The 16,366-nt window shown below is 47.8% G+C and carries 14 protein-coding genes; 7 read left to right on the forward strand and 7 right to left on the reverse strand.

The features are described 5' to 3' along the window. Positions 1-12: 12 nt before the first annotated feature. From kdpB to kdpE, 4 genes are all read left to right on the forward strand, one after another. Positions 13-2,094, forward strand: a complete 2,082-nt coding sequence (gene kdpB, locus ACO0KV_RS01550; RefSeq protein ID WP_423039206.1) for a potassium-transporting ATPase subunit KdpB — start codon at positions 13-15, stop codon at positions 2,092-2,094. A gap of 22 nt (positions 2,095-2,116) precedes the next feature. Continuing rightward, positions 2,117-2,734: a potassium-transporting ATPase subunit KdpC gene (gene kdpC, locus ACO0KV_RS01555; RefSeq protein ID WP_423039208.1), complete on the forward strand. Its 618-nt coding sequence runs from the start codon at positions 2,117-2,119 to the stop codon at positions 2,732-2,734. Positions 2,735-2,835: 101 nt separating this feature from the next. Beyond that, the gene (locus ACO0KV_RS01560) at positions 2,836-5,547 is read left to right on the forward strand and encodes a DUF4118 domain-containing protein (RefSeq protein ID WP_423039210.1); all 2,712 of its coding nucleotides are present in this window, start codon (positions 2,836-2,838) and stop codon (positions 5,545-5,547) included. Next, entirely contained in the window at positions 5,544-6,236 is a 693-nt protein-coding gene (gene kdpE, locus ACO0KV_RS01565) for a two-component system response regulator KdpE (protein WP_423039212.1), read from the forward strand. The genes ACO0KV_RS01560 and kdpE overlap by 4 nt, the downstream gene beginning before the upstream one ends. Positions 6,237-6,353: 117 nt before the next feature. On the opposite strand, the gene ACO0KV_RS01570 is transcribed toward kdpE, so the two are convergent. From ACO0KV_RS01570 to grpE, 7 genes are all read right to left on the reverse strand, one after another. Continuing rightward, the gene (locus ACO0KV_RS01570) at positions 6,354-7,085 is read right to left on the reverse strand and encodes an SDR family NAD(P)-dependent oxidoreductase (protein ID WP_423039214.1); all 732 of its coding nucleotides are present in this window, start codon (positions 7,083-7,085) and stop codon (positions 6,354-6,356) included. Next, positions 7,064-7,285, reverse strand: coding sequence for a TIGR02450 family Trp-rich protein (locus ACO0KV_RS01575; RefSeq protein ID WP_423039216.1), 222 nt, complete (start codon positions 7,283-7,285; stop codon positions 7,064-7,066). Before ACO0KV_RS01575 ends, ACO0KV_RS01570 begins: the two co-directional genes overlap by 22 nt. Positions 7,286-7,394: 109 nt before the next feature. Next, positions 7,395-8,063 carry a carbonate dehydratase gene (gene can, locus ACO0KV_RS01580; protein WP_423039476.1) on the reverse strand — a complete coding sequence of 223 codons (669 nt, stop codon included), beginning with the start codon at positions 8,061-8,063 and terminating at the stop codon, positions 7,395-7,397. Between the two features lie 376 nt (positions 8,064-8,439). Beyond that, positions 8,440-9,048 carry a chalcone isomerase family protein gene (locus tag ACO0KV_RS01585; protein WP_423039218.1) on the reverse strand — a complete coding sequence of 203 codons (609 nt, stop codon included), beginning with the start codon at positions 9,046-9,048 and terminating at the stop codon, positions 8,440-8,442. A 249-nt stretch (positions 9,049-9,297) separates the two neighbouring features. Next, positions 9,298-10,422 carry a molecular chaperone DnaJ gene (gene dnaJ, locus ACO0KV_RS01590; protein ID WP_423039220.1) on the reverse strand — a complete coding sequence of 375 codons (1,125 nt, stop codon included), beginning with the start codon at positions 10,420-10,422 and terminating at the stop codon, positions 9,298-9,300. A gap of 182 nt (positions 10,423-10,604) precedes the next feature. Next, positions 10,605-12,545 (reverse strand): molecular chaperone DnaK, encoded by a 1,941-nt coding sequence (gene dnaK, locus ACO0KV_RS01595; protein ID WP_423039222.1) that lies wholly within the window; start codon positions 12,543-12,545, stop codon positions 10,605-10,607. Positions 12,546-12,728: 183 nt separating this feature from the next. Next, on the reverse strand, positions 12,729-13,331 hold the full coding sequence (gene grpE, locus ACO0KV_RS01600; protein ID WP_423039224.1) for a nucleotide exchange factor GrpE: 603 nt from the start codon (positions 13,329-13,331) through the stop codon (positions 12,729-12,731). A 700-nt stretch (positions 13,332-14,031) separates the two neighbouring features. Between grpE and ACO0KV_RS01605 the strand changes: the two genes are divergently transcribed. From ACO0KV_RS01605 to ACO0KV_RS01615, 3 genes are read left to right on the forward strand one after another with little or no spacing between them, the layout of a single operon-like run. Then, positions 14,032-14,817, forward strand: a complete 786-nt coding sequence (locus tag ACO0KV_RS01605; RefSeq protein WP_423039226.1) for a hypothetical protein — start codon at positions 14,032-14,034, stop codon at positions 14,815-14,817. Then, entirely contained in the window at positions 14,804-15,787 is a 984-nt protein-coding gene (locus ACO0KV_RS01610; protein WP_423039228.1) for a UDP-glucose 4-epimerase family protein, read from the forward strand. The genes ACO0KV_RS01605 and ACO0KV_RS01610 overlap by 14 nt, the downstream gene beginning before the upstream one ends. Then, on the forward strand, positions 15,787-16,347 hold the full coding sequence (locus ACO0KV_RS01615; RefSeq protein WP_423039478.1) for a sugar transferase: 561 nt from the start codon (positions 15,787-15,789) through the stop codon (positions 16,345-16,347). Before ACO0KV_RS01610 ends, ACO0KV_RS01615 begins: the two co-directional genes overlap by 1 nt. Positions 16,348-16,366: the final 19 nt, after the last annotated feature.

The raw sequence follows: 16,366 nt of genomic DNA on the forward strand, positions 1-16,366 counted from the left end.
AGAAAGAAGAAAATGAGCCATAAAGTTGAACTATCGTTGCTGAACGCCAGCATCGTAAAACCAGCGATTGTCGATGCATTCCGAAAATTACAACCACAAATCCAGATGAAAAATCCGGTTATGTTTGTGGTGTATGTGGGGAGTATTTTGACCACTGCGTTAGCCATTCAGGCTTTTACTAGCAAGGGTGAAGCATCTGCCGGATTTATTCTCGCAGTGGCGCTCTGGTTGTGGTTTACCGTCCTGTTTGCTAACTTCGCTGAAGCCTTGGCTGAAGGACGCAGCAAAGCGCAGGCAGAGTCGCTGCGCGGAGCAAAACAAGATGTACGTGCTAAAAAATTGTCGACGGCAAAACGTGGATCGCCGCAAATGTTAGTCAGCGGCGCTACCTTGCGTAAAGGCGATATCATCCTTGTTGAAGCCAATGACGTGGTACCAGCCGATGGCGAAGTGATTAAAGGTGTAGCCTCGGTCGATGAATCTGCTATTACAGGTGAATCAGCGCCAGTGATCCGCGAATCAGGTGGTGACTTCAGTGCTGTCACTGGTGGTACACGCGTGTTGTCTGACTGGATCATCGTCCGTGTGACAGTCAATCCAGGTGAAGCTTTCCTGGATCGTATGATTGCCATGGTGGAAGGGGCGAAGCGTCAGAAAACACCGAATGAGATCGCATTGACGATTTTACTCGTAGCATTGACGATCGTGTTCCTGTTAGCAACGGTGACCTTACTGCCCTTCTCGCAATTCAGTGTCGATGCGTCTGGTGCTGGTACGCCGGTAACGATCACTGTACTGGTCGCACTGCTGGTGTGCTTGATTCCAACGACCATTGGCGGCTTGTTGTCAGCGATCGGTGTGGCAGGTATGAGCCGTATGATGCAAGCCAACGTAATTGCAACATCAGGACGCGCGGTTGAAGCCGCTGGTGACGTTGACGTCTTGTTACTTGATAAAACCGGCACCATCACGTTGGGCAATCGGCAGGCATCGACTTTCTATCCTGCCCCTGGCCTGACTGAAGAACAATTAGCAGATGCAGCACAATTGTCTTCACTGGCTGATGAAACCCCAGAAGGTCGTAGTATCGTCATTCTGGCAAAGCAACAATTCCAATTACGTGAACGTGATATTCAAGCGCTGGGTGCAGAGTTCATTCCATTTACCGCACAAACTCGGATGAGTGGCGTGGATCTGAACCAGGGTGGCGTAGTTCGAAAAATTCGTAAAGGCTCTGTTGACGCGACCCGTAAATACTTCACTGAAATGGGGCATAGTTTCCCACAAGCCGTCGTTGACATTGTTGATCAGGTAGCGCGTCAGGGTAGTACGCCACTGGTTGTGATTGACGATCAGCGCGTGATGGGTGTGATTGAGCTCAAAGATATCGTTAAAGGTGGCATCAAAGAGCGTTTTGCAGAATTGCGCAAAATGGGTATTAAAACCATCATGATTACGGGTGACAACCGTCTAACCGCCGCAGCGATTGCTGCTGAAGCAGGTGTCGATGATTTCCTGGCTGAAGCGACCCCTGAAGACAAATTGAAATTAATCCGCTCCCATCAGGCAGAAGGCAAACTGGTCGCAATGACCGGTGACGGCACTAATGATGCCCCAGCATTGGCACAAGCTGACGTTGCTGTTGCCATGAATAGTGGCACACAGGCAGCCAAAGAAGCGGGTAACATGGTTGATCTGGATTCAAATCCAACCAAGCTCATTGAGATCGTGGAAATCGGCAAACAAATGCTGATGACACGTGGCTCACTGACGACGTTCAGTATCGCCAATGACGTAGCGAAGTACTTCGCGATTATTCCCGCGATGTTCGCGACAACCTACCCACAGCTAAATGCCCTCAATTTGATGCACTTAACCAGCCCTGCCAGTGCGATTATGTCGGCGGTGATTTTCAATGCGCTAATCATCGTGTTCCTGATCCCGCTGGCATTAAAAGGCGTGAAATACCGAGCACTCGGCGCGGATGTGTTATTGCGTCGTAATTTACTGATCTACGGCTTAGGTGGTCTGATCGTACCGTTTATTGGTATTAAATTAATCGACATCATCCTCACTATTTTTGGTCTGGTTTAAACAAACGAATGGAAAGCTTATTATGAAAATTTTACGTCCTTTACGTCCTTTATTCGCTTCTTTCATTCTGTTGACCGCAGTGACTGGTATCGTTTATCCATTAGCCGTCACTGGCATAGGAAAAATCGCGTTTAGCCATCAAGTAAATGGCAGTATCATTGAAAAAGATGGCAAGGTATTAGGTTCAACACTGATCGGTCAGAATTTTTCTGATCCAAAGAATTTCTGGGGCAGACCGTCTGGTGCAGGTACCTTTGCCTATAACGGTCTGGCATCCGGCGGTGCTAATCAAGGGCCAACCAATCCTGCACTAAAAACTGCCATTGAAGATCGCATCAAAGCGTTGCACGAAGCAGATCCGGAAAATCAATTAGTCATTCCGGTGGATCTCGTCACCGCCTCTGCTAGTGGTCTGGATCCAGAAATCAGTCCGGCCGCTGCCAGCTATCAAGTCCAACGTATCGCTAAAGCACGCGGATTGAAAGTTGATCAAGTACGTGATTTAATTGCGCAACATACCAAAGAACCACAATTAGGTCTATTTGGCGAAGCGCGCGTGAATGTACTTGAGCTTAATCTGGCGCTTAATCAGGTAACTAAGCAGGTAACTAAGCAGATAACTAAGCAGATAACTAAGTAGACACCTGAGCAGTTGCATTAAGCGATCAGATGTGGTTGTGCATCAGTTGCACAAACCTCCTGCCCGGCATTGACCTGCCGGGCTATTTCACTATTGAAACCATGAATACCAGCCGCCCCGATCCAGATGCCTTGCTGGACAAGATCCAGCGCGATGACCAGAAACAACAACGCGGTCGTCTAAAAATATTCTTTGGCGCCTGCGCTGGGGTCGGTAAGACGTATGCGATGCTCAATGCTGCTCATGCTCAGAAAGCCAATGGTGTCAGCGTTTTAGTGGGTGTAGTTGAGACGCACGGTCGACATGACACAGTACAGATCAGTCAGAATCTGGAGGTGTTGCCCGCAAAAAAAATTGACTACAAAGATCGGATCCTGTCCGAATTTGATATTGATGAGGCATTGAAGCGTCGTCCTGGTCTGATTTTAATGGACGAGCTAGCGCATTCTAACGTCGCCGGATCACGCCATGCTAAACGCTGGCAGGATATTGAAGAATTACTCGCAGCGGGTATCAACGTCTACACGACGGTTAATGTTCAGCATCTCGAAACACTCAATGATGTTGTCGGTCAAATTACCGGTATTCGCGTATGGGAAACGGTGCCGGATAAAGTCTTTGATCAGGCCGATGAAATTACCCTCGTCGATTTACCTCCAGACGAATTATTGCGCCGTCTCAAAGAAGGCAAAGTCTATCTCGAACATCAAGCACAACGTGCCGCCAAGAATTTTTTCCGTAAAGGCAATCTGATTGCATTGCGTGAACTGGCATTGCGGCGCACCGCCGATCAGGTCGATGTGCAGATGCGCGACTACCGTGCCGACCAATCCATCAATACAGTATGGCAAGCGAAAGAACGCTTATTAGTTTGTGTCGGACCCGACCACAGTGCCAGCAAATTGGTTCGCGGCGCAGCACGCCTTGCGGCTAGTTTGCGCGCTGACTGGATTGCCGTCTATGTGGAAACACCAAAGCTGCAAAACCTGAGCAATGAACAGCGCGAAGCGATCATAAAAACGCTCAAACTTGCGCAAGAACTCGGCGCAGAAACAACGACGCTCGCGGGTGAGAGTCTGCCAACACTGTTGCTCAGTTATGCGCAGAGCCGCAACGTGTCAAAGATCGTGATCGGCAAATCGCTGCGTCCAGCATGGGAACGTTTACTCCGAAATAGTCTTGCTGACGAACTTGCCAACCGTACAAAAGATATTGATATTGTGATGGTTGGGCATGATCTGGAAGCTGATTCAGATAAATCCCGTGAAAGTCGTGGCAGCCATCTCACTGCAGAGCAAACCAAGAAAACCACAACGAGAGAATATATCTGGACTGCCGTAGTGTGTATGGCCGCCACCTTAATCAGTGCGGCACTGACGCAGATCTTCGATCTGGCAAATGTTGTGATGCTGTATTTACTTGCGGTCGTCTTTATTGCAATTCGTTTTGGTCGCGGCGCATCAGTACTCGCCTCCTTTCTCAGTGTCGCCAGCTTTGATTTTTTCTTTGTCCCTCCACGATTTTCGTTTGGTGTTAGCGATAGTCAGTATTTATTTACTTTTGCCATTATGCTGGCAGTGTCATTAATTATCAGTAATCTGATGGCTAATCTGCGCTTTCAGGCACGTATCGCACACTACCGCGAACGTCGTGCCGACGCGCTCTACACCATGACCAAAGCACTCTCTGGCGCATTGATGATCGAGCAAATTATCGAGATCAGTACCGAACATGTAGCGCCAGTTTTCCAGGCAAAAGTCGCTGTGTTGCTACCGGATAGCCAGGAAAAAGTCCGCCCACCTGTCTCTGGTGGCGATGCGAAAACAACGTTACAACAACTCGATAACGATGTGGCGCAATGGGTCTATGACAACGCCCAAAAGGCAGGTCTGGGAACCAATACCCTGCCCTCCAATGCAGTCTTATATATTCCATTACAGGCACCGATGCGCACCCGCGGTGTATTGGCAATTGAACCACATGATCCGCATCAATTGTTCCAGCCAGAGCAGCAACAATTGCTCGATACGTTTGCGTCGCAAATCGCGTTGGCATTAGAGCGCGTGCATTACGTTGATGTAGCACAAGATGCCTTGATCAGTATGGAAGCTGAACGCCTACGTAACTCGTTGCTCTCCGCTATCTCCCATGATTTGCGCACTCCGTTGACCGCCATTGTCGGTTTAGCCAGCACCTTAGACCAGCAAGCCGATTTGCAGATCGAAAAACGTCGTGAACTCAGTCACGCCATCCATGAAGAAGCACTCCGAATGAGTGGGCTAGTCGCTAATTTGCTCGATATGGCCAGATTACAATCTGGAAAAATTAATCTGCATTTGGAATGGCAACCGCTGGAAGAAGTGGTGGGCAGTGCGTTACGTGCTTGTAGTCATAGCTTGTTAGGATATCAGTTAGAAACGCATATCCCAAAAGACCTGCCACTCCTCTCATTCGATGCCGTACTGATCGAACGCGTACTTTGCAACTTACTTGAAAACGCCGCTAAGTACGGTGCGGGTAACATTGATTTAAGTGCTAAACGGCATAAAGATCAAGTCTGGGTGATGGTAAAAGATAACGGCCCAGGCTTACCCACGGGCATCAATATTTTTGAAAAATTTACCCGGGGCGATGTTGAGGCAGCCAGTCCAGGCGTTGGTTTAGGTCTCGCGATTTGCGAAGCAATTATTGGTGCCCACAATGGTAAAATTTGGGCTGAGACACTAGATGAAGGTGGAGCGCAATTTACATTTGCCCTGCCGGTAGGTGTTGCCCCTGAAATGCCCCCTGTGATCGAGTCGGAATTACCATGAGCGACAGCAAAATCCATATCGTCCTGATTGAAGACGAAAAACAAATTCGCCGGTTTCTGACAGCCGCGCTTGAGGCAGAAGACATGGTGGTCTATGAAAGTGAAACGGGTAAACAAGGATTAATCACCTGCGCAACCCGTAAGCCAGACCTGTTAATTATCGATCTGGGCTTACCAGATATGAATGGTTTAGATGTTATTCGCGACGTGCGTAGCTGGAGCGAAGTGCCGATGATCGTTTTATCAGCACGAACACAAGAACACGAAAAAGTCGCCGCACTCGATGCCGGTGCCGATGATTACCTCAGCAAACCCTTTGGTGCGGCAGAACTGATTGCCCGTATCCGCGCCCACCTGCGTCGCCGTCAGCCATCCAATGCGCAGGCGGATTCGATTTTTCAGTTTGGTGAGGTGAGCATTAATTTTGGGTTGCGCACTGTCACGCGTGGTGAAGAAGCGGTTCACCTCAGTCCGCTGGAATATCGCTTGTTAACCGTACTGGCCAGAAATGCCGGAAAGGTGATGACGCACCAACAATTACTCAAAGAAGTCTGGGGACCCAATCATTCTGAGAGCAGCCACTATCTGCGAATTTACATGGCGAATTTGCGGCAAAAGCTGGAGCGGGAGCCAGCGCAACCGAAATACTTTATAACCGAAACCGGCGTTGGGTATCGGTTAGTGACGTGAGGCGTACTAGCAATCACCGCGTCACTTGCTTTCCGCTTGCACGGAACTGATGATAGAAAAATTCACGTATTTTACGGTTTTGGTTTTGACCTTACTATGCGGTGGTTAAAGTATCCGCTACCAAGGCAACTGCTCATCACCATAAGTATAAAAATTCCCCGATTGCTCAGGCATTTTCTGATTGATCACATTCAACATATCTACGACCGCCTCATCCGCTTGACGCGCCGCACTCCCCCCGCGAAACGGCTGCGACAAGCCCGTCTGCACCGTACCCGGATGCAAAGCTAACAGCACCGTATTTTTCTGACTACGCTTGAGTTCAATCGCAGCCGTTTTCACCAGCATATTCAACGCTGCTTTTGATGCGCGGTAGCTATACCATCCGCCAAGGCGATTATCTTCGATGCTTCCGACTTTGGCAGACAACATCACCATCACGCCGCGCTGACTATCGAGTAAAGGTGCAAAATGACGCATAACCAATGCCGGTCCGAAAGTATTAATTTCAAAGACTGTTTTTAACTGATCGTACTGCAAGTCACTCAATTTTTTCTCTGGCATCAAATCGTTGCTATGCAAAATGCCTGTCGCATTAATGATCAGATGAAAAGGGCCATGTGCAGCAAGGTGTTGTGCTGCGCGCTGTATCGTTTGCTCGTCGCTAAAATCGATCAGCGGTACTGAGTGACGGTGTAATTCTTCAACATGATATTGAGTAGACGCGTTACGCAGTGCGCGGACAAATGCTGCGCCAATACCGCCAGAGGCGCCTATCACCAGTGCACGTAGCTGTGCCGGGAAAGAATCGAGGTTCAGTGCAGAGATCATTGCCAGCCTCGCTTCCATTGCGTTTCATCACATAAGTCACGCCAAGGTATCTGGCGCACAGCTTTGCTGAAGACTGCTTCAATTTCGATCAACTCGATGGGGCGCGCCGGATCAGGTTGATCGATCAGTTTGGTCACAATGAAATGCTTTTGTTTAGAAACGATTTCCGTTGCTGTCCATTTGGACAACAGCAATTTTTTTGGCTGAATCTGATTCATATTTCTACCTCATGTTCACCTTGCCTCCATCGCTGGAATCCAAGTGTCTGCTGTAAGAGGTGATTTGGGTATGACCTGCTACCAGCATGGCCACACCCAAATGCAATTGCTAGACGTCGTAACGTGCCAGACTTCGTTCTACGTGCTGCGCCAGTGTCTCGGGAGAGCTCACCGTCATGCCCAGTTCACTTAGCAGGCCATCCTGCAAGCCGTACACCCAGCCATGCACGGTCACGGCCTGACCACGTTCCCAGGCATCCTGAATCACTGTCGTTTTGCAGACGTTCACCACTTGCTCAATCACGTTTAATTCGCATAAACGTTCACCACGTTGCTTAAGATTTAATGTCTCGCCCATATAGCGTTCATACTTCTGGTGTACGTCTTGCACATGTCGCAACCAATTGTCGGCTAATCCCACTCGCCCACCTGTCATAGCAGCGTGAACACCAGAACAGCCATAATGGCCGCAAATAATAATGTGCTTAACGCCGAGGACATCGACTGCGAATTGCAAAACGGAGAGACAATTCAAGTCGGAATGCACCACGACGTTGGCGATGTTACGGTGGACGAATAGTTCACCTGGAAGTAATCCCAATAATTCATTCGCTGGAACCCGGCTATCTGAGCAGCCGATCCACAAGTATTCTGGATTTTGCTGTGCGGCGAGTTTTTTAAAGAAATCAGCGTCTTTATCGCATATCGCTTGCGCCCACCGACGATTGTTTTCAAACAACTGCGCTGGAGTCAATTCTGTTCGGATTTGGTCTACCATCATATTGCCCTGAATGTGAAACAGGCATGATTCTAACCGCTTCTGCAGTTTCCCGAGTAGCGCATTATTTTCATGCATCCCATTTGACACCAAATTCAATAGAAAAAATGGCAGCTTTTTTATACAAAAAAAACGAATAGCAGCACACTTTAGATGGCAACATCGGCTATTTTGCCGGCAAATACTTGGTATATGACGTACAACATCCTGACCTATCGATCACCGTAAAAGTGATCCGATCGTTTTTATGTTCCGCCAACTGAACCTGATTTTTGGTTTCTTAATAAAAGGATTAGTGAAAAGCTGCTAGCGCACGTGGGGCTGGAAAGTGCTGCTGAGTAGCAAAGTACGACCACTTTACTACTCCAAAGAAATATTAATGCAAAAGAGAGCGACTTTCAGACTCGCCTAACATGGCTTTTTTCAGGCCGCTATCGACTGGGCTTTCACCTAACCAGATGCGGAGCAACGCATTGTAGAAAAGGACGTCAGGGTAAGGCTCACCCAACTTCTTGCCGTTCAACGTAAACACCGTCCCAACACCTGGGACCCAATCATTCGTCATGACGTCGCCCTTTTTAAGCTCTGGTATAGAAGCAAATAATTCACCGAGGCGCAAAAATTGCGAAGTCAGTTTAACTTTCTCTGCCTTTTCGGTATTTTTTTGGATACCTTGCATAAAACCACGGCTAAAGTCTTCGCTGCTCAGATCACGTAACATGACGATGGTAACGCGTCGCGTTCCCTCTGATGACAGGATGTCCTTGACGGCTGTTTTTTTCTCTTTGAGATACAGTCCGGCGACGTACACTTTAAAAATGGCTTTGTAACGAATACCAGCACCATTGAGTTTGAGCTCCGTGTTGGCAACCTGTGCAGTCTCGTCGAATTTAATGCCTGCAACTTCTGTGGCATTGCCATTCATAGAAACGCCGATCAGCAAGCTGAGTCCTGCTAACCACGATGTATATGTTGTTAAACGCATTGTGTCTCCTCAAAACAATTATTTCATGTCGAGTTTGGTGGTTGAATTTGTCTGGGAAAATAATACCCGACAATACCTCATTCTGTTTATTTAGCTTTTATGAATGGTCTATCAGCTTAACGCATAAGTGAAACTATGCCATCAGCTTTTTTGGAGCCCCATTTCTAATTTGCACATTCTCAATCCAAATAACATGGCAAAAAAAACCCTGCCAAGGATCTGGCAGGGCGGGGTATTTACAATACTGTTTTACTCAAAAAACTTTTTGACCTTGTCCATCCAAGTTTTACTCTGCGGATTGTGCTTTGAGCCGCCCTCGACGGTTAACTGCTCAAATTCACGCAACAGATCTTTTTGTTTCTCAGTGAGTTTTACCGGTGTTTCGATAACAACATGACAGAACAAGTCGCCGGCATATCCTGAGCGTACCCCTTTAACGCCTTTGCTACGCAAACGGAAGGTCTTACCGGATTGCGTACCTTCAGGAACAGTAAATGACGCTTTACCGCTTAAGGTTGGTACTTCGATATCACCACCTAAGGCTGCTTTGACAAAGGAGATAGGAATTTCGCAGTGCAAATCATCGCCTTCGCGTTGGAATACCGGATGCTGTTTGATGTGAATTTCCACATACAAATCACCTGGAGGTCCACCGTTGACGCCTGGCTCGCCGTTGCCGGAAGAGCGGATGCGCATGCCGTCATCAATGCCTGCCGGGATTTTAACTTCCAACGTCTTGTTACGTTTAATGCGACCAACACCTGAGCAGCTTGGGCATGGATCAGGAATCATCTTGCCTGTGCCGTGACATTTTGGACAAGTTTGTTGAATACTAAACAAGCCTTGCTGCATCCGTACCTGACCGTGTCCGGCACAGGTCGTACAGGTCACTGGTGAAGTTCCAGGTTTCGCTCCTGAGCCGTGGCATGTATCACATGCGTCCCAACTAGGAACACGAATCGTGGTATCAAACCCGTTTGCCGCCTGCTCTAACGTAATTTCGAGGTTGTAGCGTAAGTCTGCACCGCGGTAGACTTGCGGCCCTGCGCTGCGACGACCGCCGCCGCCGCCAAAAATATCACCAAAAATATCACCAAAGGCATCGGCAAAACCACCCGCGCCGCCGCCACCGCCCCCCCCCATATTGGGGTCAACGCCAGCATGACCATAGCGGTCATAAGCATCACGTTTCTGACTATCCGACAGCATCTCGTAAGCCTCTTTGGCTTCTTTAAATTTATCTTCTGCGGATTTATTATCCGGATTACGATCCGGATGGTATTTCATCGCCAGCTTACGATAAGCCTTTTTGATTTCATCTTCTGAGGCGTTTTTACCGACTCCGAGAATTTCGTAAAAATCACGCTTCGCCATCTCGATTACACCTTGTTTTTTTAATTCACATACTGCGTACGTTGCACGCACTGTGTCATTTTAAAAGTTCAACAACAGTTACCACAAAAGCGCAGAGACCGCAGAGACCATTTTGACATGCTCTGCGACCTCTGCGCCTTCACGCTTCTGCGTTTTTTTGTCGCCGTTATTTAATGACAGAATTACTTGTTGTCTTTGACTTCTTTAAAGTCAGCATCAACAACGTCGTCATCTTTTGCTGCAGATTCTGCACCACCTGCTGCGGCACCACCCGCTGCGCCAGCGGCAGCTTGTTGTGCTTGCATATCTGCGTACACTTTTTCACCTAGCTTTTGTGAAGCAGTTGAAAGTGCACCCAGTTTAGTGTCGATCTCGGCTTTGTCACCAGATTTCAATACATCTTCCAGATCCTTGATTGCTGCTTCGATTTTCTCTTTTTCGCCTGCGTCTAACTTGTCGCCGTGTTCAGCCAATGCTTTTTTAGTGGAGTGAACCAGTGCATCACCTTGATTACGGGACTCAGCTAATTCTTTGACTTTTTTGTCTTCTTCAGCATTCAGTTCAGCGTCCTTGACCATCTTCTGGATTTCTTCTTCCGTCAGACCAGAGTTCGCTTTGATCGTGATTTTGTTTTCTTTGCCAGTGGCTTTGTCTTTTGCACCAACATGCAAAATACCGTTCGCGTCAATGTCAAAGGTCACTTCGATCTGTGGCGTACCACGTGGTGAAGGTGGAATACCTTCCAGGTTGAATTCGCCCAAACCTTTATTGCCAGCAGCGATTTCGCGCTCACCTTGGTAAACCTTGATCGTTACCGCTGGTTGGTTATCGTCAGCAGTCGAGAACACTTGGCTGAACTTCGTTGGGATCGTTGTATTTTTCTGGATCATTTTCGTCATGACGCCACCCAGAGTTTCAATACCCAAGGACAATGGTGTCACGTCCAACAACAACAAATCTTTACGATCGCCAGACAATACGGAACCTTGAATCGCAGCGCCGACAGCAACTGCTTCATCAGGATTGACGTCTTTACGTGGTTCTTTACCGAAGAACTCTTTCACCAGTTCTTGTACCTTAGGCATACGGGTCATACCACCAACCAAGATGATGTCGTCGATGTCAGACGTTTTAACGCCTGCATCTTTGATCGCCATACGGCAAGGTTCCATCGTTTTTTGGATTAGCTCTTCAACCAATGCTTCGAGTTTTGCGCGAGTGATTTTCAAATTCAAATGCACTGGCGCGCCGTTCGCCATGGCGATGTACGGCTCATTGATTTCTGTTTGCTGTGCGCTGGACAATTCAATTTTTGCACGTTCAGCAGACGCTTTAATACGTTGCAGAGCGATCGGATCTTTGGACAGGTCCAGACCATTGATATTTTTGAATTCGCTGATGATGTAATCGATCACGCGTTGATCGAAATCTTCACCACCGAGGAATGTGTCACCGTTTGTGGATAACACTTCAAATTGCATTTCGCCATCAACGTCAGCGATTTCAATGATCGATACGTCGAATGTACCACCGCCCAAATCGTAGACCGCAATCTTACGATCGCCTTTTTCTTTTTTGTCCAGACCGAACGCCAATGCAGCCGCTGTTGGCTCATTGATAATACGTTTTACATCCAGACCTGCGATACGGCCAGCATCTTTGGTTGCCTGACGTTGCGCATCGTTAAAGTAGGCAGGAACAGTAATCACTGCTTCAGTCACTTCTTCGCCGAGGTAATCTTCAGCGGTTTTTTTCATTTTACGCAACACTTCTGCGGAAATTTGTGGTGGTGCCAAGCGTTTGTCGCGAACAGACACCCACGCGTCGCCATTGTCGGCTTTAGAAATGGTGTAAGGCATCAGGCCGATGTCTTTTTGCACTTCTTTTTCTTCGAATTTACGACCGATCAGACGTTTTACCGCGAACAGTGTATTTTTTGGATTTGTGACAGCCTGACGTTTAGCGGACGCGCCAACCAAAATTTCACCATCTTCTTGATAAGCAATAATAGACGGTGTAGTACGTGCGCCTTCAGCATTTTCAATCACTTTTGGCTGACCGCCTTCCATGATAGCAACGCAAGAATTGGTTGTACCCAAATCAATACCAATCATTTTTCCCATGATTTTCCCTCAAAATTTAGATTTTATTTATTTGTCAATATTTATGAGTTACGTTAAATGATTGAACTTTCGTGGCTTTTTTATCTAGCCGGTCAATCATTGAGATAAATAACTCGTCTGTATCGGATATTAGGTAAAAAACCTGCTTTTCAAGCGGTTTTTGCTGGTTTTTTACGCTTTTTTTTATTTACCTTGTGCTACTGTCACTAAAGCAGGGCGTAACAAGCGGTCCGCGATGTTATAGCCTTTTTGCAAAACAGTAACCACGGTATTGGCATCCTGTTCAGCGGGGACCATAGAAATGGCCTGATGTTTCATCGGGTCAAGTTTTTCGCCTTGTACTGGATTAATTTCCAGCAGACGATTTTTCTCAAAAGCAGCGCTCAGTTGCTTCAATGTCATTTCGACACCTTCTTTTAAGGAGTCGATAGAAGGTGTTTCTACTTTCAATGCCATTTCCAGACTGTCTTTGACTGGCACCATGGCTTCAGCAAATCCTTCGATCGCAAATTTGTGCGCTTTAGTAATGTCGTCTTGCGCACGGCGACGGATATTCTCGCCGTCAGCTTTAGCGCGCATGAACGCATCTTGCAAATCTGCAATTTTCGCTTCTAAATCAGCGATGATTTGTGCATTTTTTGCTGCCAAATCAATCACTTCTTCTGCGGCAACATTCTCCGTCTGAGGTGCTGCGTCAGCAGTAGCTGTCTGCGTTGTGGTTTCAGCAGCGGTTGCAGTGGCTGCGTTTGTGTCAGTTTCTGGTTGCTTATTTTCTTGGTGTTGCATTTTTACCCTCCAGTCAATTACATGTCGCAGCCGTACATGGTGACACTTTGAATAATTTCAAGTGCCGCCGATCAAATTTGTGGATTCCAATGAAGTTGTCGCTGCGTTTTTACTTAGTTCTTATTTACCTGCCATTACCTTCCCCGCATCGCCGTTATAACTTGTGAAAAATACATTTTGTAACAAGAAAAAACAAATCCATACGAACAAAATTCGGTCTACATCCTATGCTGGAAACACTTAACAGCCTATTTATTGCACTTTTGCAGGGGACTTTATGAGGCTCGCCGTCATTTCCATTTTATTAGTGACTTTCACGATTATTGCCGCGGCATGGATTTGCTTATCCCGCATTGATGGCAATTAAATTAATAAATAGAAACTTTTCAGCTTCCCCTCACGTGCAATAGCAGGTCAAATTGCAATGAATACGTGATCAATTCTAGTGTATTCCATCCAAATTCCAGTAAAATCGCCATTTGACTCTCTGCGTAGCTCAAGGTGACAGGTATGATGGCGCTCAGCTATCAGCCCTATATCCGAAGCACCAACGACGCGCCATGTTATCGATGTTGACCAAATTGACTCTATGGCCTCTCAACTGGCGCAGCTTGCCGATGTTGCTAGCTAGAACAACGATGGTTCCGCTGATAAAAAAGATCCGAATACATAAAATAATGTTTGCAATGGAATTCCCCGCATGATTCATATCGCCATCGTCAGTCATGGCCACGAAGAACTCCTCATCGCCAGCGGGATTGGCGGACTACAAGATGCGGGCGACGATATTCATGTCTGGATTAAGGACAATCAGCCCTCGACAAAACTCAAGGCATATTGCCAGCGCCATCGCGTCTCTTATATAGCTACCTCACCAGGGCTGGGATTTGGTGCGAATAACAATTTTCTTTTCACTCAAATAAAGAACAGTGTTGGCATTGAAAAAGAGGATTTTTTTATTGTCATGAATCCGGATGTCAGCACGGATCAGCCGACCATCCTTGCGTTGGCGGACCTGATGCGAAAGGACGCAACGCCCATTGCCACCCTCAACCTGTACCGCGATCAACAGTACCAGACACCTGACGCGAATATCCGGCGTTTTCCAGATTTTTTTTCACCGGTTCGGATGGCGTGGGTGCGTTCGCTGACTGAGCCCTACGATAAAAATACGTACCCAACGGCGGGATGGAGCGACTGGGCCTCTGGCGCATTTCTGGCGTTTCGGGCTGAGCATTATCAACGACTGCAGGGATTTGATGATCGCTACTTCATGTATTTTGAAGATGTCGATTTATGCTACCGCTCGTGGTTGATGACCGGCCATGGCGTACGTTTTTACCCGCAATTAAAAGCCTTACATAGCGCCGCCAGAAAAAACCGTAACGTTGCGTCGCGCCATGCAAACTGGTTTATCCGTAGCTTCATGAAATTTATTTTCCGCAAGTATTTTGTCTATCGTGGCATCAAACATGCATCAGCGTAGTGTTTTATTAACCGGCGTCAGCGGCTTTGTCGGCAAAGCTATTTACAACGCGCTGCTCGCCAGCGGCGAACGGGTCATCTGCCCCAGTCGCCGTCCTTTGGACTGGCTGGCAACAGGTGTCGAGAATCCACAAACGGGGGATTTATCGCCAGCAACGGATTGGTCGGCACCTCTGCGCGATGTGGATGTAGTGATCCATTGTGCGGCACGCGTTCATGTGATGCATGAAACGACCGCTGATCCGCTGGCCTTATTCCGGCAAGTGAACGTCGCCGCGACGATGCGGCTGGCGGAACAAGCTGTGCAGGCTGGGGTGGCTCAGTTTATTTATATCAGCTCGATCAAAGTCAACGGCGACGGCACATTGCTGGGACAACCGTATACCGAAGAGTCTGCCCCACAAGCCAGTGATCCTTATGGGATTTCTAAATATGAGGCGGAGTGCGCACTGTTAGCACTGGGGGAACGTTGCGGTATGAAAGTAACGATTATCCGGCCGCCGCTCATTTACGGCCCCGGTGTCAAGGCCAATTTTGCCAGTATGCTGCAATGGACACGTAAAGGGATACCGTTGCCGTTTGCCAGTATTCGCAACAAACGCAGTTTGGTTTATTTGGGTAATCTGGTCAGCTTGGTGCTCTGCTGCATGCAAAACAAGAATGCTGCGCAGCAAGTGTTTCTGGTATCGGACAACCATGATTTATCAACCCCAGCACTACTGGAACTGAGCGCACAAGCAATGCACAGGAAGGCCCGCTTGATACCGTTCCCGCCTGGAATACTAATCCTTCTCGCCCGATTGGCTGGACGGAAAGCGATCTCGGACAGACTCTGTGGCTCTTTACAAGTTGATATCAGCAAAGCACAACGACTGCTTGGATGGACGCCGCCATACTCGGTTGAACAGGGCTTGCGTGCCACCGTCAATGCGTCGGCCACACCTGTTGAACAAACAAACTTTACGTCATGATAAAACGATTTTTTGATCTCTTTCTGGCACTGATCGCAACAATCATGTTGGCGCTGCCATTGTTGCTGACAGCCTTGTGCGTCAAGCTCACCTCACGCGGACCGGTGGTGTATTGGTCAAATCGTGTTGGCAGAGATAATGTCATTTTTAAGATGCCGAAGTTCCGTAGCATGAAAATTGACACCCCAGCAGTCGCCACGCATCTACTGACGAATCCCGATCAATATTTGACACCGATCGGTTCGTTTATCCGCAAATCAAGCTTAGACGAGTTACCGCAGTTATGGAGTATCCTGACAGGTAACATGAGCTTTGTTGGCCCCCGCCCTGCACTCTTTAATCAGCATGACCTGATTGATCTGAGAACAGAAAAACAAGTCCATACCATCGCTCCAGGGCTCACCGGATGGGCACAGGTTAACGGCCGAGATGAGTTACCGATTCCGGTCAAGGTCGAACTTGATGCGTATTACCTACAACACCAGTCTTTGTGGCTCGATATCCGTATACTATGGATGACCTTTTTTAAGGTTGTGCGGCGTGATGGTATCACTCATTAATGTCAATCAGTACCTGTCG

Source organism: Undibacterium sp. RuRC25W (assembly GCF_049339825.1).
Classification (GTDB): Bacteria; Pseudomonadota; Gammaproteobacteria; order Burkholderiales; family Burkholderiaceae_D; genus Undibacterium.

Coding starts and splice junctions, on each gene's coding strand:
- kdpB (WP_423039206.1), top strand. CDS start 13: ATGAGCCATAAAGTTGAACTATCGTTGCTGAACGCCAGCATCGTAAAA.
- kdpC (WP_423039208.1), top strand. CDS start 2,117: ATGAAAATTTTACGTCCTTTACGTCCTTTATTCGCTTCTTTCATTCTG.
- ACO0KV_RS01560 (WP_423039210.1), top strand. CDS start 2,836: ATGAATACCAGCCGCCCCGATCCAGATGCCTTGCTGGACAAGATCCAG.
- kdpE (WP_423039212.1), top strand. CDS start 5,544: ATGAGCGACAGCAAAATCCATATCGTCCTGATTGAAGACGAAAAACAA.
- ACO0KV_RS01570 (WP_423039214.1), bottom strand. CDS start 7,085: ATGGAAGCGAGGCTGGCAATGATCTCTGCACTGAACCTCGATTCTTTC.
- ACO0KV_RS01575 (WP_423039216.1), bottom strand. CDS start 7,285: ATGAATCAGATTCAGCCAAAAAAATTGCTGTTGTCCAAATGGACAGCA.
- can (WP_423039476.1), bottom strand. CDS start 8,063: ATGGTAGACCAAATCCGAACAGAATTGACTCCAGCGCAGTTGTTTGAA.
- ACO0KV_RS01585 (WP_423039218.1), bottom strand. CDS start 9,048: ATGCGTTTAACAACATATACATCGTGGTTAGCAGGACTCAGCTTGCTG.
- dnaJ (WP_423039220.1), bottom strand. CDS start 10,422: ATGGCGAAGCGTGATTTTTACGAAATTCTCGGAGTCGGTAAAAACGCC.
- dnaK (WP_423039222.1), bottom strand. CDS start 12,545: ATGGGAAAAATGATTGGTATTGATTTGGGTACAACCAATTCTTGCGTT.
- grpE (WP_423039224.1), bottom strand. CDS start 13,331: ATGCAACACCAAGAAAATAAGCAACCAGAAACTGACACAAACGCAGCC.
- ACO0KV_RS01605 (WP_423039226.1), top strand. CDS start 14,032: ATGATTCATATCGCCATCGTCAGTCATGGCCACGAAGAACTCCTCATC.
- ACO0KV_RS01610 (WP_423039228.1), top strand. CDS start 14,804: ATGCATCAGCGTAGTGTTTTATTAACCGGCGTCAGCGGCTTTGTCGGC.